This window comes from Streptomyces sp. NPDC048671 (genome assembly GCF_055587045.1).
In genome coordinates, this window is sequence record NZ_JBVJHB010000011.1 from 177,737 (window position 1) to 193,471 (window position 15,735).

Here is a 15,735-nt window from a genome sequence, read left to right on the forward strand (position 1 = left end):
TGCGGACCGGGGCGGCCGACCGCAGTACGCGGACAGCGGCGAGGGCGGCCGCCGGATGTTCATGTCCACCAAGAAATGCACAGAAAAAGCTTGCACATGCAAGCCACGCGACCCTAAGGTGCGGCATATGCAGTCCTACACCATTGGGCAGGCCGCCCGCCTGCTGGGCGTCAGCCCGGACACCGCACGCCGCTGGGCGGACGCCGGCCGGGTGGCGACCCACCGCGAGGACGGCGGGCGCCGGCTCATCGACGGCCGCGATCTGGCGGCGTTCTCCGTCGAGGTCGCCCAGGGCGGCGCCGTCGAGGACGACGCGTCGTACACCTCGGCCCGCAACGCCTTTCCCGGCATCGTCACCGCCGTCAAGCTCGGGGACGTGGCGGCGCAGGTGGAGATCCAGGCCGGTCCGCACCGGCTCGTGTCGCTGCTGACCCGGGAGGCCGTCGAGGAACTCGGCCTTGAGGTAGGCATGCAGGCCACCGCCCGGGTGAAGTCGACCAGCGTGCACATCGACCGCACCTGACCCGGACCCGGAACAGGGAGCGCCCACCACCTCTCGCAGACGGTCACCATCCCGCCGGGCAACGACGGCACGCCCAGTGCCCGCACCCAGCTGTCCGCCTGCCCGGGGGACAGACCCTGGTACCTGCCGCAGCGGCAGCGGTACGAACGACCGGATCATCGGCGAGGCCGACGCGTCGAACCAGTTCCGGTCCGGTACAAACCGGTCGAGGCGAGCCGCCGGGCGCACCTCACCCCGGCGATGACAGGCCGTCAGTACACTGGCGGCGAGTCGCCACCGGCCGTACCGGCCCCGATCCCCCAAGGCCGTCCACTGCCGGACTCGACGACTCGCCAAGCGGCCCCTGAGCTGCTAAAACCTGATCAGGGCGCCACCCGATGGCTCTACTGGGAGGTCACCGTTGAAAATGCTGATCAACGTCCCCGAAACCGTGGTCGCGGATGCTCTGCGCGGGATGGCCGCCGCCCATCCGGATCTGACCGTGGATGTCGAGAACCGTGTCGTCGTACGGCGTGACGCGCCTGTGGCCGGAAAGACCGCCCTGGTCTCCGGCGGCGGGTCCGGGCACGAGCCGCTGCATGCCGGGTTCGTCGGGCCCGGAATGCTGTCGGCCGCGTGTGCCGGCGAGGTGTTCACGTCCCCGGTGCCGGATCAGATGGTGCGGGCCGCTCTCGCCGTGGACAGCGGTGCGGGTGTGCTCTTCGTCGTCAAGAACTACACCGGTGACGTGCTCAACTTCGAGATGGCCGCCGAGCTCGCCGACGAGGAAGGGGTACGGGTCGCCCAGGTGCTCGTCAACGACGATGTCGCGGTCACCGACAGCCTCTTCACGGCGGGGCGACGGGGCACGGGTGCGACGCTGTTCGTCGAGAAGATCGCCGGGGCGGCGGCCGAGGAGGGCGCTCCGCTGGACCGGGTGGCGGCGATCGCGCGCCAGGTGAACGAGTCGTCACGCAGCTTCGGGGTGGCGCTGAGCTCCGTGACCACACCCGCCAAGGGCTCCCCCACCTTCGACCTCCCCGCGGGCGAGCTCGAACTCGGGGTGGGGATCCACGGCGAGCCGGGGCGCGCGCGGCGTCCGATGATGACGTCGCGGGAGATCGCCGACTTCACGGTGGACGCCGTACTGGAGGACCTGCGCCCGCACGGGCCGGTGATCGCGCTGGTCAACGGGATGGGCGCGACCCCACTGCTGGAGCTGTACGGGTTCAATGCCGAGGTGCAGCGGGTGCTGTCCGAGCGGGGCGTGGCCGTGGCTCGTACGCTCGTGGGGAACTACGTGACGTCGCTCGACATGGCGGGCTGCTCGGTGACGCTCTGCCAGGTGGACGAGGAGCTGCTACGGCTCTGGGACGCGCCGGTGGAGACGCCTGCCCTGCGCTGGGGCCGTTGAACCTCCGTGTCCCTCGTTGCAGCGTACGCCGTCACACTCGATGGACCCAAGGAGATCAAGTGCTCGACGTCGACTTCTTCCGCCGCTGGATGACCACGACCGCCGCCGCCGTGGACCGCGAGGCGGCGCACCTGACCGAACTCGACTCGGCGATCGGGGACGCCGATCACGGCAGCAATCTGCAGCGCGGGTTCACCGCGGTGGTGGCCGCCCTGGAAGAGGAACCGCCGCAGACGCCGGGGGCCGTACTGACGCTTGCCGGGAGACAGCTGATCTCGACCGTCGGCGGGGCGTCCGGTCCGCTGTACGGGACGCTGCTGCGGCGCACGGGCAAGGCGCTGGGTGACGCGCCCACCGTGACCCTCGGGGAACTGGCGCAGGCGCTCGGCACGGGCGTGGCGGCGGTGGCCCAGCTGGGCGGGGCCCAGGCCGGGGACAAGACGATGCTCGATGCCCTGCTGCCGGCGGCCGAGGCGCTGGGGACGTCGTTCGAGGCGGCGCGGGACGCGGCGCGGGCGGGCGCGGTGGCGACCGTGCCGTTGCAGGCGCGCAAGGGCCGGGCCAGCTATCTGGGCGAACGGAGCATCGGACATCAGGATCCGGGGGCCACGTCCTCCGCGTTGCTGATCGCCGCGCTCGCGGCGACCGACGGTGCGGACGGGGGTGACGCGTGAACGGGGACAAGCAGGTCGGGATCGTGCTGGTCTCGCACAGCGGGCCGGTGGCCGAGGCGGTTGCCGCGCTGGCCAGGGGGCTCGCGGCCGGTGGCGCGACAGCGCCGGTGGCCGCCGCCGGCGGTACGCCCGCGGGCGGCCTCGGGACGAGTGCGGAGCTCATCGCGGAGGCCGCCCGGTCGGTGGACGGCGGCGCGGGTGTCGCCCTACTGGTCGATCTGGGCAGTGCGGTGCTCACCGTCAAGGCCATGCTGGCCGAGGGCGACGAACTCCCGGACGGGGCACAGCTGGTGGATGCCCCGTTCGTGGAGGGCGCGGTGGCCGCGGTGGTCACCGCGTCGGCGGGCGGCGATCTCTCGGCCGTGGCGGCCGCCGCGTCGGAGGCGTACGACTACCGCAAGGTGTAGGGCGGGCCGCCGTGTCGGCGGACGCGGCTCCCGAGCCGTTCACTCACACTTGACGGCATGTCACCGAACGAACGGCGCAGCGCCGGGCTTCTCCTGTTCCGTACCACCGGGGAATCCGGTCTGGAAGTCCTCATCGGCCATATGGGCGGGCCGTTCTGGGCGGGCCGGGAGAGCGCGGCGTGGTCGGTTCCGAAGGGAGAGTACGGCCCCGAGGAGGAAGCGGCGGCCGCGGCCCGGCGGGAGTTCGAGGAGGAGTTCGGCCACCCGGTCCCGGACGGTGCGTGGGTGGCGCTGGGCGAGTCCCGTCAGTCCGGCGGCAAGATCGTGACCGTGTGGGCGCTGGAGGCCGGACTCGATCCGGCGACCGCCGTTCCGGGGACGTTCACGATGGAGTGGCCACGGGGGTCCGGCGTGCGGCGGGAGTTCCCGGAGATCGACCGGTTCGCCTGGTGCACGCCGGAGGTTGCCGCCCGGCGTCTCGTCAAGGGTCAGCGGGTCTTCGTGGACCGGCTGCGCGACGTGGTGACGGGCGGACGGGAACCGTCCGCGCACGACGGGTCCTGAGGTTCTGCGGCTCCGGAGCGGCTGCGCCGCGGTGCGGCCGGTCCGGAGCCGCTGGGCCGCGGTGCGGCCGGCGGGTCAGGGAGCGCCGGCCGGTGCGCCCTCGTGGAGTTCGAGCCGGTCGCCGGTGAAGCGGCCGCGGAAGCTGCGGTCGTGCGAGACGACCACGACGGCTCCCGCGTACGCGGCCAGCGCCGCCTCCAGTTCCTCCACCAGGCCGAGGGCGATGTGGTTCGTCGGCTCGTCGAGCACCAGCAGATCGGCCGGCCGGGTGACCAGCCGGGCCAGCGCCAGCCTCCGCTGCTGCCCGACGGAGAGGTCGGCGACCGGAACGCTCAGGTCCTCGGGGCGGAACAGGCCGAGCGCGAGAAGCGTGTCGGTGTACTCGTCGGCGTGACCGGGCCGTCCGGCCGCGAAGGTCGCCAGGAGCGTGCGGCGGGTGGGCCGGGAGGGGAGTTCCTGCGGGAGATACCCGATCCGGGCCCGCCGGCGCACGGTGCCGGTCCCGGGGGCGAGGTCTCCTGCCAGGACCCGCAGAAGGGTCGACTTGCCGGCGCCGTTGGGTCCGGTGACCAGCAGGCGCTGTCCGGCCGCCACCCGCAGTCCGGACATCCGCAGCCGGTCACCGACCGTGACGGAGTCGAGCTCCACCAGTGGGCCCGCCGGCGGTTCGCCGGCGGCGGAGAGTTCCAGGGCGGCGGTGAACCGCAGCGGCCGCGGCGGGGCGGGAACCGGCGCCCTGTGCAGCGCCTCCAGTCGGCTTCTGGCGGCTCTGACCTGCCCGGACAACTTGGCCTCGTGCGAACGGCGGTGCTTGCCGAAGCCCTCCCCCGGGTCCTTCCCGGCCCCGGCGAGCCGCCGGCCCGCGGCGCTCACGAGCTCTTCGGTACGGGCCAGTTCGTCCAGCCACTCCTGGTGGTCCTGCGCCCAGCGGCGCCGGGCGGCCGCCTTCGCCGTGCGGTAGCCGTCCCAGCCGTCCCCGTACGTGAGGACGCTGCGCAGATCGCGGTCCACCTCCACGATGACGGTGGTGGTCCGCTCCAGGAACGCCCGGTCATGGGTGATCACTACGGCGGTGCCGCGGTGGGCGCGCAGGTGGTCCTCCAGCCAGGTGGTGGCCCTGAGGTCGAGGTGGTTGGTCGGCTCGTCGAGCAGCAGCAGTTCGGGACCGGCTGCCAGCACACAGGCGAGCGCGAGCCTGGACCGCTCTCCGCCGGAGAGCGTGCCGAGCGGGCGATCCCTGGTGAGGTGCCCGAGGCCGAGGCCGTGCAGCGCGGCATCGACCCGCGCATCGGCCAGGTAGCCGCCGCGCTCCTCGTACTCCGTCAGCAGATCTCCGTACGCGGCGAGTCGGGTGTCGTCCGGGCCTGCGGGCACGGCGAGTGCGGCTTCGGCGGTACGGATGCGCTGCTCCAGCGCGCGGAGTCCGGCCAGGGCGGTGTCGACGGCGTCCTGAACCGTGTGGTCGGGGACCAGTGCGAGTGTCTGGGAGAGGTAGCCGGTGCCGCCGGGGAAGCGGACGGTGACCTCACCGCTGTCCGGCGTCTCGGCACCGGACAGCAGCCGCAGGAGAGTGGACTTGCCGGAGCCGTTCTCGCCGATCACTCCGACGCGGTCGCCGGGACGGACGGTGAGCGACACCTGGTCGAGGACGGTGCGGACTCCGTACGCCTTGGAGACGTCCTTCATGGCCAGCTGGGCGCGGTCGTGCTTGGGGGACATGGGTCGCTCTTCCCTCGGGATGACATGCCTCGGCGGCCCATGACGGGCGCGGCGCACGAGGACGCTGAACGGGCGGAGGGGACACCGCACGGGGTGCCCCTGAGGGGCACCCGGCGACGCCCGGTGTCGCACCCGGTGTCGCTCTGTGGTGTCCCTGCCGGAATCAGCGGAAGAAGTAGTACGAACCCATGGGGCCAGTCTAAGCACGGGGGCACGTGGGCTGTCAGGCCATTTTCCCCGATCGGGAGGAAGCCGAACGGGTACGCGGAAGCCGGGCGGGTACTACGGGTTCTCGCCCTGGGCGACCTCGATGCTGCTGTGCAGGTCGTGCGTCGCGTCGAGAGCGGCCGCTCCAGAGACGGCCAGGCAGGCGATCAGGGTCGCGGCGGCGGCGAGGCCGATGCGCGGGCGCCCGGCGGTCCGGCCCAGCAGGGCGGCGACCCGGCGCGGGACGGGGCCGGCCACCGCGCCGAGCGCCGGGGCGGGGTGGGGCGCGGAGCCGCCGCCGGCCGTCCGGGCGGCCAGCGCGGCGCGCCCGATCGCGCGGGCGGCGACCCTGCGGTCTCCGACGGCGTGCGCGGCGGCCTCGTCCGCGCAGCGCTCCAGCGCGTATCCCATGGGGGCGCGCAGGGCACGCAGCGCCGGGTGGCAGCGGGCGGACAGCTCGGCGACGGCGAGGTACAGGTGGTGGCGCCCGGTGAGATGCGCGCGCTCGTGGGCCAGGAGCGCGTCCCGTTCGGCGGGGTCCAGGGCGTGCAGCATGCCGGTGGTGACGACGATCCGGCCGGGGCTGCCGGGCCGTCCGGGCAGCGCGTAGGCGTCGGGGCGGGTGTCACGCAGCACGGCGAGCTCGCTCCCGTCGCGCCGCCCCGGGCCCGAGGCCCGGTGGAGCTGTAGCCAGTGGCTGCGCGCCGCCCCGGTCACGGCCGCGGCGCAGCCCAGGAGCAGCGCCAGCGCGGCGGCCGCGAGCGGTACGGCGACGGCCGGTTCGGCGGCGGCGAGCGGGCGTACGAACTCTCCGGCGGCGGCGACGGCGGACAGCCGGCCGGCTCCGGGCACCACCAGCAGCGCCAGTGCGCACACGGTACAGAGTGCCAGGCCGGCGCCCGTCGCGGCGAGCAGCCGCACGGCCCGCACGGGCGACAGGGCGTCCGCGAGCCGACGGGCCGCGGGAACCACCAGGAACGGCACGAGCAGCGGAATCCATACGGCGTAGATCATCGCGCGTCCCCGTCGAGCAGATCGCGCAGGAGCCGCTCGTCCTCGTCGCTGAGCTGCGACACGAACCGCGCGAGCACGGTGCCGCGGTCCTCGTCCTTGCGCAGTTCGCTGTGCATCCGGCGGGCGGTCAGTCCGGCCGCGTCCTCGGTGGGCGTGTACGCGAATCCGCGTCCCGACCTGGTGCGGGCGACCGTGCCCTTCTCGTGGAGGCGCGACAGGATGGTGGTGACGGTCGTCCGCGCGAGCTCCGGCCCGATCGCGCCCTGCACCTGACCGGCGGTGAGCGGGGTACCGGCCGCCCAGAGGGCCGCCAGGATCGTGGACTCCAGCTCTCCCGAGGGGCGCCGCTCCGCCGGGACGGGACCGGTCGCGGCGGTTCGTGGGGCGGGCTCCTGCCCGGCCGGGCGGGTCTGCCCGGTGTCCGGTCCGTCGTACGGCCGGGGGGCGGATTCTCCGCCGGATATCCCGTTCACCTGTGGCATGGGAACTCTCCTCCCCCTTCGGGCGTCTACAGTGGTGTCGACCGACTACATCACTGTAGTCAGTCCGGGTGTTCCACAGGGGCACCCGCTCACCATTATGGGAGACCCTCCACCGTGTCCGTACTCTCGGCGACCATGCCACAAGCGGTGAACCTGCTGGACGCCGGTTCGCTGCTCGGAACGTTCGGCGCGCTCGGCGTCGCCGTCGTGCTCTTCGCCGAGACGGGGCTGCTCGTCGGCTTCTTCCTCCCCGGCGATTCGCTGCTGTTCACGGCGGGCCTGCTCAGCGTCTCCGGTACCCATGGTCCGGTCGAGCTGTCGTTGCCGCAGGTGCTGATCGCCGCGGTGGCCGGAGCGCTGCTCGGTGCGCAGACGGGCTACTGGCTCGGCCGCCGGGGCGGACAGGCGCTGCTCGCCCGCAGCCGCTCCAAGCGACTGCACGAGGGCGCCGGCCGCGCGGCGGAGCTGCTCGCCAGATACGGCTACGCCCGCGCGATCGTGCTGGCCCGCTTCGTCCCTGTCGTGCGCACGGTGCTCAACCCGCTGGCCGGGGTGCTCGACGTCCCGGCCAGGGTGTTCGCCCTGTGGCAGGTCGTCGGTGGCGTGGTCTGGACGGCCGGTCTGGTCCTCGCCGGATACGCGCTGGGGTCCTCGGTGCCGAATGTCGACCGCTATCTGCTGCCGATCGTCGCCGTCGTGGTCCTGGTCTCCCTCATCCCTCTCGCCGCCGAACTGCTCCGCTCCCGCAGCCGGCGCACCGCCGAAGGAGACAACAACTGATGCGGCTCGCCTCCGCGGCCACCTCGATCGACGGTGGGCTGTACACCTGGGTCACCGAGCTGGCCCAGCGCTCCCCCGCCGTCCTGGATTCCGCCGTCCGCGTGTGGTCGGACTACGGGCTCGCCCTGTTCGCGGTGCTCATGCTCGCGTCCTGGTGGCGCTCCCGTTCCGCGGATCCCGCGCGTACCGCCATGGCGCTCTGTGCCCCGCTCGTCGTGGTCGCCGCCTATCTCGTCAACGGCGTGGTGAAGTCCGCCTTTCACGAACAACGCCCCTGCCGGACGCTGCATGTCGTGACGGTGGAGGCGTGCCCGGCGCTCGGCGACTGGTCCTTCCCCAGCAATCACGCCGCCATCGCGGCGGCCGCGGCCATGGTGATCTGGCTGACCGACCGGCGGCTCGGGGCGGTCGCGGTGCCGGCCGCGCTGCTGATGGCGGCGTCCCGGGTGTGGATCGGGGCGCACTACCCGCACGATGTGCTCGTCGGGCTGCTGATCGGCGCGCTCGTCGCCTGGCCCTTGGCGGTCGCGGCGCGGCGCTGTGCCCCTGCGGTGGTCCGGCTGCGCGACAGCCGGCTGCGTCCGCTGGTGGCGGTGCGGTGAGCGGGGGCGGGGGCGTGCGCGGGGGCGTGCGCGGGGGCGTGCCGCAACTGATTCCCGTGCCCGCAGAGATCCGTGTGCCCCGGCCGGATGACGGACGCCCTCACACCCGACCGTCTCGGGTTGGTGTGCGGGGCCGGCGGAACCGGGTAACGTCTTTGGCATGTTCTTCCAGACGCCGATTTACGAGTGAGAGCGTGATGGGCCTCTGCTGACGTCCTTCGACGTCGCCGCCCATCCCCCACCGATGAATCCGTAGATCACTTCACATCATTACCGGGAGAACCCATGACCGTGAGCAAGAACATCAACAACCCCGTGGGCATGGGCGGCGGCCAGCGCAAGAGGCAGTCCCGCGCCGAGCGGCAGAACAACGGCCCGCACCGCAACCTCGACCGCCAGGGTGCGGCCGACCAGAAGGCGGAGCTGGTGCGCAAGATGCGCGAGAAGGCAGGCGCGGCCGAGGGCTCCGGGCAGTCGGGCGACGACACCGCACAGAGCTGACGCACCGCCGCCGCAGCGCGGCACCGCACGGGGCAGGGCCCGGACCGCGACGCGCGGTCCGGGCCCTGCTGCCGTACGGAGGCCCTGTTGCCGCACGAAGGCCCAGCTGCCATACGGAGGCCCTGCTGCCGTACCGGGTACGGCCGGTCCCACTCAGCTCTCGGCCGATCACTCGCGTCTCGGTCGGCCATCCGGGGCAGCCGCAGAATCATCGGCCCCGTCACCGCCACCACCCTCGCGGCCGGGCATGCGGATGACGGCGAGGCCGCCGTCGAGGTCCACGGTGGAGCGGTGGGGCGGGGCGCCGTCCTCCTCGTCGTCGCGCAGCAGCAGGGCGCTCTGCCGCTCCTTGAGCTCGCTCTGCTTGCCGGGCGAGAAGGTCGCGTGCAACTGCTCGAAACCGGTCGCCGACACCTGGCCCTGCCGGGCGCTGTTGCGCCACGGCAGCAGACCCGCCCGGCCCGCACGGAGCATCAGCTGATCGAGGAAGGCGACCGCGGTCAGGCAGATCACCAGTCCGGGCAGCGTCATCATCGCGGCGAATTCCATGCGGGCAGTATCCACCGGGTGCGGCGAGACGTGCCCGGGTCGTGGATACGACGATGCGGGCCGGCGCACAGTGCGACGGCCCGCAGGCCTGAGGAAGGGGATCGGGCGGTCAGCCGTTGGGGAGGATGACGGCCCGGCCGTTGATCTTGCCGTCGTGCAGCCGTTCGTACGCCAGCGGAGCCTCGTCCAGCGAGTACGTCTCCACGTGCACCTCGACCGAACCGGCATGGGCGAGATCGAGCACCTCGGTCAGCTCGGAGCGCGATCCCCAGTACGGCGCGCTCACCGTCGTGTTGAACGGCAGGGAGCCGAAGCCCACCGGCAGCGCCCCGCCGCCGATGCCCACGATCGTGACGTCGGAGTCGATGGCGGCCGCGGCGCCCGCCGTGGTCACGGTGGGCGGTGCTCCGACGAAGTCAAGGACGACCTGCGCGCCGATGCCGCCGGTCAGCTCACGGATCCTCGCGGCGGCGTGCTCGTCGGACAGCACGGCCTCGTGCGCCCCGACGGTGCGGGCGAGAGCGAGCTTGTCCTCCGTGACGTCCAGGGCGATGACCCGGACGGCCGTCATGGCGCGCAGCAGCTGGATGGCGACGTGGCCGAGTCCACCGGTGCCGATGACGACGGCGGTCGCGCCGGGCACCAGCTTCGGCAGGGAGCGCTTGATCGCGTGGTACGGCGTGAGGCCGGCGTCGGTGAGCGGCACGGCCTGGACCGGGTCGAGGTCTCCCAGCGGCACCAGGTGACGCGGGTCGTCGACGATCATGTACTCGGCCATGGCGCCGGGCGAGCCGAGACCGGGCGGGTTGATGCCGAGCTCCTTGGCGCGCAGGCAGTAATTCTCCTTGCCCTCGGCACACTTGACGCATGTGCCGCAGCCCCAGGGGCCGTAGACCGCTACGGACTCGCCCACCGTGAGACCGCCGACCCCGTCGCCGAGTGCGGCTACGGTGCCCACGCCCTCGTGGCCGAGGGTGAGCGGAAGATCGTAGGGGAACTGGTCCGCGGGCCAGCTCATCACCTCGATGTCGGAGTGGCAGACACCGGCGGCGGTGACCTTCAGCAGCACCTGTCCTGGGCCGGGTTCCGGGTCGGGCACGGTGACGACCTCGGGTGCGGCGCCGACGGTGCGGTACTGGACGGCTTTCATGGGGTCCTCCTTGACCTCTGCTGTTCTATTTCTCGCCCCCGAAGCCCCCGTACGCCACTCAGGAGGCGGAGTAGCCGCCGTCCACCAGGTGGTAGCTGCCGTGGATGAACGAGGCGCGGTCGGAGAGCAGGAAGGCGGCGAGTTCCGCCACCTCCTGCGCCGTGCCGAGGCGTCCGGCCGGGTGGAGCGAGATGAGGTGGTCGCGGGCGGGGCCGTCGGTGTTGCGCAGCAGCGGGGTGTCGATGAAGCCCGGACCCACGGCGTTGACGCGGACGTTCTGTGCCGCGTACTCAAGTGCCGCCGTCTTGGTGAGGCCGACGACGCCGTGCTTGGCGGCGACGTAGGCGGGCGATCCGGCGAAGCCGTTGGTGCCGAGGATCGACGACATGTTGACGACGGCACCACCGCCCGCGGCGACGATCGCGGGAAGCTCGTAGCGCATCGAGTAGAAGACGCCGCTGAGGTTGGTGGCGACGACCCGGTTCCAGTCCTCGACGGCGTACTCGCCGGTCGGGCTGCTCGGGCCGCCGATGCCCGCGTTGTTCACCGCGAGGTGCAGGGCTCCGAAGGTGTCGACGGCGAACCGCACGCCCGCCTCGACGGAGGCGGGGTCGGTGACGTCCATGGCGACCGCCGCGGCCTTGGCTCCGGTGCTCTCCAGCGCGGCGACCGCCTTGCGGGCGCTCTCCTCGTCGTAGTCGGCCACGACCACGGACGCGCCGGCGGCGGCCAGCCGGTGGGCGAGGGCCAGTCCGATGCCGGAGGCCCCTCCGGTGATGAGGGCCGTGCGTCCGGCGAATTCCTGGTCGGTGGTGGTGGGGGTGGTGCTCATGGTGTTCCGTTTCCTTCCGTGGTGCTGTGTGACGCCGGTCCGGCGGGGAGCCGTGCGAACAGCTCCCCCGAAAGGGCGTCGAATGCCTGCTCGACGAGCCGGGGCAGCTCCTCGGGGCAGCCTCCGCGCACCCAGGCGGCCTGGGCGGCGAGGAGCGCTCCCGCTCCGGCGGCGACCGTGACGGCGGGACGGATGTCCTGCCGCGGGTCGGTTCCCAGCCGCTGCGCGACGATGGCGACGGAGTCCTCCTGGGCGTCCACCCGGATGTGGTGGAACGCCGCGTAGAGCGTCGGTTCCCGCTCGGCGAGAACCAGCAGCTCGAAGAGCCTCGGGCGGCGGTGCCAGGCCTCCGCCTCCGGGTCCGCCAGCCAGTCCAGGACGGCTCTGCGGTACGCGGTGAGCGGTGGTTCGTCGGCGGGACGGGCCCGCAGGGCGTCGTTGATCCGGTCGCCGTCACCCCGGACCGAGTCCAGGACGGCGGCTTCCTTGCTGGTGAAGTACCGGCTGAAGGTGCGGCGGTCGACATCCGCGTGCTCCGCGATCTCCTCGACCGTCACCTCCCTCAGGCCCCGGTCGAGCACCAGCTCGAACGCGGCCTGGGCCAGCGTGTCCCGGGTCCGGCGGGCCTTGCGGCTCCGCCTCTCCGGGGTCTTCCGTTCCCGGTTCATAACCACACCGTACACGCAATAATGTCCCGATGCGACATATGCCGCATCGGGACACCTGGCAGGGATGTGTGCGCCTCGCGGCTCCCGGCCCTGCGGCTCCGGAGCCGGGCCTACCGCCCGCTGAACGCCTCCGCGGCCCGCCGTGCGTCGGCGCCGGCCGTCGCGGGGCGGTGGCGGCTGCCGTACGACGAGCCGCGCAGCGTGAGCACCGCGATGTCGTCGCGCCGCACGCCACCGGTGAACGCCTCCAGGTCCGCGTGGAGCGTGTCCAGCAGCTCGCGGGGGGCGAGCCGGGTCCAGCCGCTCAGGCGTGCGTCCAGCGGATAGAAGGCTCCCGAGGCGTCACGGGCCTCGGTCACTCCGTCGGTGAACATCAGGAGCGTCGCGCCGGGCGGGAAGTCCAGCCATTCGGCGGCCCGCGCCTCGTTGCTGAGCTCCGCCATGCCCAGCGGCACCGACGTACGGCGCAGCGGAACGGCGGCTGCCACCCCCTCGTGCAGCAGCCGGGGCGGCAGGTGGCCGCAGTTGACGGCCTGCACCCGGCCCTCCCCGTCGAGGCTGAGCACCAGTGCGGTGACGAAGCGCTCGGTCTCGCCGGTCTGGGCGGAGAAGGCGTTGTGCCGGGCGACCGCGTCCTCGACCGCGTCCACCACACCGGTCAGGGCGGGCTCACGGATGGCCGCCTCCCGGAAGGCGCCGAGCGCGGCGAAGCCGACCCCTATGGCGGCAAGGCCCTTGCCCTGTACGTCACCGATGATGACGCGGGTGCCGTACGGCGACTGGACGACCTCGTAGATGTCGCCGCCGACCAGCCGGTCCTCCTCGATCGGCGCGTAGATGCCGTCCACCAGGACCTGGTCGGTCAGTACGGGCAACGGGCGCAGGATCTGCCGCTGGAGGGCGACGGCGGCCGACCTCAGCCTGGCGATCTCGGTGACGTGCCGGATTCTCAGTGAACAGGCCCCGACGCCCACCGCGCAGGCCAGCACGGTGAAGCCGACACCACTCGCGATGTCCCAGAACGTGCCGCCGGACACCAGCCGGGAGATGACGACGATGGGCATGATCCAGAGGGCGGCGGCGACGGTCTGCCGGACAGTGCAGAAGACCGAGACGAGCGCGGGCACCACGACCAGCAGCGGGATGAGCCGCAGATCGTCACCGGTGAGGACATCGAGCCCCGCCACGCTCAGGGACAGCAGGAGGAGGCCGCCCAGCAGGGCCGGGGTGCCGATCCGGGAGCGGACGGCCGCCCGCTCCCCCGCGTCGATCGCCGGCTCCGCACCGCGTGTCGTCAACGGACGCTGTACCCCGATCGTCACGGCCATCTCCTCCCGCAGTCACCGGGCGTGTCCCGGCACTCCTCTCCAGTCCACCCTGACCGGCTCAACGGCGCACGGGGCTTTCGGCCTCAGGCAGCTGGCCGAAGGTCCCCGGCCGGGGTGGAACAGTGCGTTCCGGGCCGGAAGTCCCGGACGGACGTCCCGCTGCCCGCCCGGCGGCTCCGGCTCTCAGCTCCGGGCCGCGGCGCCGGCCGCCTCCCCTTGCGCCGGGTGCGCCCCCGTGCCGTCCGGTGCGAGCGCCGCCAGGAACGACGTCCGGCGGCGGAGCGCGAATCCGAGGGATTCGTAGAGCCGCACCGCGTGGACGTTGGCCGCCGCGGCATGCAGGAACGGCGTCTCGCCGCGTTCCCTGATCTCGTGGGAGACGGCGAGGAGCAGCCGGGTGGCGAGCCCCTGGCCCCGCACGGACTCGTCGGTGCAGACGCCGCTGATCTCGCTCCAGCCGGGCGGGTGCAGCCGTTCCCCGGCCATCGCCACCAGTACCCCATCGCGCCGGATCCCGAGATAGGTGCCCAGCTCGACCGTCCGGGGCAGGAACGGTCCCGGCTGGGTGCGTGCGACCAGGTCGAGCATCTCGGGCACATCGGCGGGTCCGAGCCGGACGGCCTCCGGGTCCGGGGCGGCCGCGACACCCGTGTCGACGAGCTGGACGCCCTCGGCGTGGAAGGTCACCTCCCAGTCGGCCGGCGGCGGCTCGCGGAAAGCGGTGAGGGTGATGGATCCCCCGGGGCCGGCGAGCGCCGCGGCATCGGCCCAGTCCGCGGCCTGCGGCCGGTCCGGGACGGCGGCCCAGGGGGTGACATCGGCCGGGTAGCGCAGGATGCGGCCGCGGCGTTCGGCGAAACGGGCGTGCGGGCCGGTCAGCGAGGTGCCGACCGGGTCGTCCAGCGGATGCGTGACGGCGGAGGAGGAATGCTGCGCGCTCATGCGCCGACCTCGATCACGATCTTCCCTCGGGCATGGCCGCTCTCGACGGCGCGCAGCGCCTCGCCCGCCCCGGTCAGCGGGTAGGTCCGGGTGACATGGGTCCGCAGGACCCCGGTGACGACGAGGTCAGCCACTTCGTCGAGCACCGCCGCCGTGCGGGCGCGGGCGACGGCCGCACCGCCGAGCTCGACCGCCAGCGGCTTGCCCGCGGCGCTGATGAGTGCGGCGGGATCGGCGAGCAGCGTGGCCACTTCCCTCAGGGTGTCGCCGCCGACCAGGTCGAAGATCGCGTCGATGCCGTCGGGTGCCACCGCCCGTACCCGGTCGGCCAGTCCGGCGCCGGATTCGACGTGCACCGCGCCGAGCGATTCGACGAAGTCCTTCTTGGCCGCGCTCGCCGCCCCGATGACCCGGACGCCGGCGTGGTGCGCGAGCTGGACCGCCGCGTTCCCGACGCCGCCTCCGGCCCCGGTGACCAGCAGCGTCGACCCGGGGGCGGGGGCGAGCTGGCGGACCCCGTCGTACGCGGTGGCCGCCGCGACCGGCAGGGCCGCCGCGTCGGTGAACGACAGCCCGGCCGGCTTGTGCGCGGTGACCGCGACGGGCAGCAGGGTGTACTCGGCGTACCCGCCGGTCACCGGAGTGCCGAAGACCTCGTCGCCGACCGCGAATCCCTCGGCGTCCGGGCCGGCCGCCCGGACGACCCCGGCGGCCTCGCTGCCGAGGACGGTGGGGAACGGCTGCGGTTCACTGCCGGGTCTGGTGTACCCGGTGCGCAGCTTCCAGTCGACCGGGTTGACCCCCGCCGCCCGTACGGCGACGAGCAGCTCCCCGGGGCCCGGCACCGGGGCGTCCTGCTCGACGAGGGCCTCCACCTCCGGTCCGCCGTTGCGGGTGAACACGTACGCCTTCGGCATGAGCTCCACTCTCCTGTCTCCCGGCACCCGGCCGCCCGGGTCCCCACAGCAGCAGGAAGGCCCTTCCGCGTGCGCGTATTCCCGCAGGGGCGCCGGATTCACGAGGCCGCAACGAAAGCGGTCCGGTGCCTCTGCGCCCGGCACGGGGGGCATGCCCGGAACCCAGTACGCCGAGTGGGCCCCCGAGCTGATCCGGCGGATCGTCACCCGGAGAGCGGTTGGCGCCGAGAGCGAGGAGGAACCGTGTCCGAGCCGCCCGCCACCGCCGGCCGGCCCGCGCCGCCGCCTCCCCCGCGGTCACACACACGATCGTCGGATACCCGCGCGACCGACACCGTCCCGCGCATGGGCCGCCGGTCGGGGCACCGTCGATTTCAACTCAACTACCGCTGGATATGCGCCGGTCGGCGCCCATCGCACCCGAGCCTGTGGCACTCTGGTGACGACCGCCCCACCGGGCTCCCCCGTACCGGTGGGGCGGTT

General features: G+C 73.1%; 18 protein-coding genes. 8 read left to right on the forward strand and 10 right to left on the reverse strand.

Annotated features, from left to right (window positions below; translation table 11 throughout):
• The first annotated feature begins 127 nt into the window (after positions 1-127).
• The 5 genes from ACZ6S6_RS23535 to ACZ6S6_RS23555 all read left to right on the forward strand — a co-directional run bounded on the left by ACZ6S6_RS23535 (position 128) and on the right by ACZ6S6_RS23555 (position 3,561).
• Positions 128-523: a TOBE domain-containing protein gene (locus ACZ6S6_RS23535; RefSeq protein WP_362959098.1), complete on the forward strand. Its 396-nt coding sequence runs from the start codon at positions 128-130 to the stop codon at positions 521-523.
• Positions 524-929: 406 nt separating this feature from the next.
• Positions 930-1,916: a dihydroxyacetone kinase subunit DhaK gene (gene dhaK, locus ACZ6S6_RS23540; protein WP_469706834.1), complete on the forward strand. Its 987-nt coding sequence runs from the start codon at positions 930-932 to the stop codon at positions 1,914-1,916.
• A gap of 59 nt (positions 1,917-1,975) precedes the next feature.
• Positions 1,976-2,590: a dihydroxyacetone kinase subunit DhaL gene (gene dhaL, locus ACZ6S6_RS23545; RefSeq protein ID WP_362959092.1), complete on the forward strand. Its 615-nt coding sequence runs from the start codon at positions 1,976-1,978 to the stop codon at positions 2,588-2,590.
• Positions 2,587-2,997 carry a PTS sugar transporter subunit IIA domain-containing protein gene (locus ACZ6S6_RS23550; RefSeq protein ID WP_362959089.1) on the forward strand — a complete coding sequence of 137 codons (411 nt, stop codon included), beginning with the start codon at positions 2,587-2,589 and terminating at the stop codon, positions 2,995-2,997. Before dhaL ends, ACZ6S6_RS23550 begins: the two co-directional genes overlap by 4 nt.
• Positions 2,998-3,054: 57 nt before the next feature.
• Complete coding sequence (locus ACZ6S6_RS23555; protein WP_469706835.1) at positions 3,055-3,561, forward strand: NUDIX hydrolase; 507 nt, start codon at positions 3,055-3,057, stop codon at positions 3,559-3,561.
• Between the two features lie 75 nt (positions 3,562-3,636).
• Here ACZ6S6_RS23555 and abc-f read toward each other — a convergent pair whose 3' ends face one another.
• The 3 genes from abc-f to ACZ6S6_RS23570 all read right to left on the reverse strand — a co-directional run bounded on the left by abc-f (position 3,637) and on the right by ACZ6S6_RS23570 (position 6,830).
• Positions 3,637-5,280 carry a ribosomal protection-like ABC-F family protein gene (gene abc-f, locus ACZ6S6_RS23560; protein WP_469706836.1) on the reverse strand — a complete coding sequence of 548 codons (1,644 nt, stop codon included), beginning with the start codon at positions 5,278-5,280 and terminating at the stop codon, positions 3,637-3,639.
• A 282-nt stretch (positions 5,281-5,562) separates the two neighbouring features.
• Positions 5,563-6,501 (reverse strand): M56 family metallopeptidase, encoded by a 939-nt coding sequence (locus ACZ6S6_RS23565; RefSeq protein WP_469706837.1) that lies wholly within the window; start codon positions 6,499-6,501, stop codon positions 5,563-5,565.
• The gene (locus tag ACZ6S6_RS23570; protein WP_362959157.1) at positions 6,498-6,830 is read right to left on the reverse strand and encodes a BlaI/MecI/CopY family transcriptional regulator; all 333 of its coding nucleotides are present in this window, start codon (positions 6,828-6,830) and stop codon (positions 6,498-6,500) included. The genes ACZ6S6_RS23565 and ACZ6S6_RS23570 overlap by 4 nt, the downstream gene beginning before the upstream one ends.
• Before the next feature lie 288 nt (positions 6,831-7,118).
• Between ACZ6S6_RS23570 and ACZ6S6_RS23575 the strand changes: the two genes are divergently transcribed.
• The 3 genes from ACZ6S6_RS23575 to ACZ6S6_RS23585 all read left to right on the forward strand — a co-directional run bounded on the left by ACZ6S6_RS23575 (position 7,119) and on the right by ACZ6S6_RS23585 (position 8,866).
• A complete protein-coding gene (locus tag ACZ6S6_RS23575; protein WP_362959077.1) occupies positions 7,119-7,763 on the forward strand; it encodes a DedA family protein in 645 nt (214 codons plus the stop codon).
• On the forward strand, positions 7,763-8,365 hold the full coding sequence (locus ACZ6S6_RS23580; RefSeq protein WP_469706838.1) for a phosphatase PAP2 family protein: 603 nt from the start codon (positions 7,763-7,765) through the stop codon (positions 8,363-8,365). Before ACZ6S6_RS23575 ends, ACZ6S6_RS23580 begins: the two co-directional genes overlap by 1 nt.
• A gap of 285 nt (positions 8,366-8,650) precedes the next feature.
• Positions 8,651-8,866, forward strand: a complete 216-nt coding sequence (locus ACZ6S6_RS23585; protein WP_362959071.1) for a DUF6243 family protein — start codon at positions 8,651-8,653, stop codon at positions 8,864-8,866.
• A 168-nt stretch (positions 8,867-9,034) separates the two neighbouring features.
• Here the strand turns inward: ACZ6S6_RS23585 and ACZ6S6_RS23590 are convergent, their stop codons facing one another.
• From ACZ6S6_RS23590 to ACZ6S6_RS23620, 7 genes are all read right to left on the reverse strand, one after another.
• Positions 9,035-9,415: a DUF6191 domain-containing protein gene (locus tag ACZ6S6_RS23590; RefSeq protein ID WP_362959068.1), complete on the reverse strand. Its 381-nt coding sequence runs from the start codon at positions 9,413-9,415 to the stop codon at positions 9,035-9,037.
• A 109-nt stretch (positions 9,416-9,524) separates the two neighbouring features.
• Complete coding sequence (locus ACZ6S6_RS23595) at positions 9,525-10,565, reverse strand: NAD(P)-dependent alcohol dehydrogenase (RefSeq protein ID WP_469706839.1); 1,041 nt, start codon at positions 10,563-10,565, stop codon at positions 9,525-9,527.
• 58 nt (positions 10,566-10,623) lie between these two features.
• Positions 10,624-11,397 (reverse strand): SDR family NAD(P)-dependent oxidoreductase, encoded by a 774-nt coding sequence (locus ACZ6S6_RS23600; protein ID WP_469706840.1) that lies wholly within the window; start codon positions 11,395-11,397, stop codon positions 10,624-10,626.
• The gene (locus ACZ6S6_RS23605; RefSeq protein ID WP_362959058.1) at positions 11,394-12,065 is read right to left on the reverse strand and encodes a TetR family transcriptional regulator; all 672 of its coding nucleotides are present in this window, start codon (positions 12,063-12,065) and stop codon (positions 11,394-11,396) included. Before ACZ6S6_RS23605 ends, ACZ6S6_RS23600 begins: the two co-directional genes overlap by 4 nt.
• A gap of 110 nt (positions 12,066-12,175) precedes the next feature.
• Positions 12,176-13,387: a PP2C family protein-serine/threonine phosphatase gene (locus tag ACZ6S6_RS23610; RefSeq protein ID WP_469706841.1), complete on the reverse strand. Its 1,212-nt coding sequence runs from the start codon at positions 13,385-13,387 to the stop codon at positions 12,176-12,178.
• Positions 13,388-13,576: 189 nt separating this feature from the next.
• A complete protein-coding gene (locus ACZ6S6_RS23615; RefSeq protein ID WP_362959055.1) occupies positions 13,577-14,335 on the reverse strand; it encodes a GNAT family N-acetyltransferase in 759 nt (252 codons plus the stop codon).
• Positions 14,332-15,252 (reverse strand): NADP-dependent oxidoreductase, encoded by a 921-nt coding sequence (locus tag ACZ6S6_RS23620; RefSeq protein ID WP_362959052.1) that lies wholly within the window; start codon positions 15,250-15,252, stop codon positions 14,332-14,334. Before ACZ6S6_RS23620 ends, ACZ6S6_RS23615 begins: the two co-directional genes overlap by 4 nt.
• Positions 15,253-15,735: the final 483 nt, after the last annotated feature.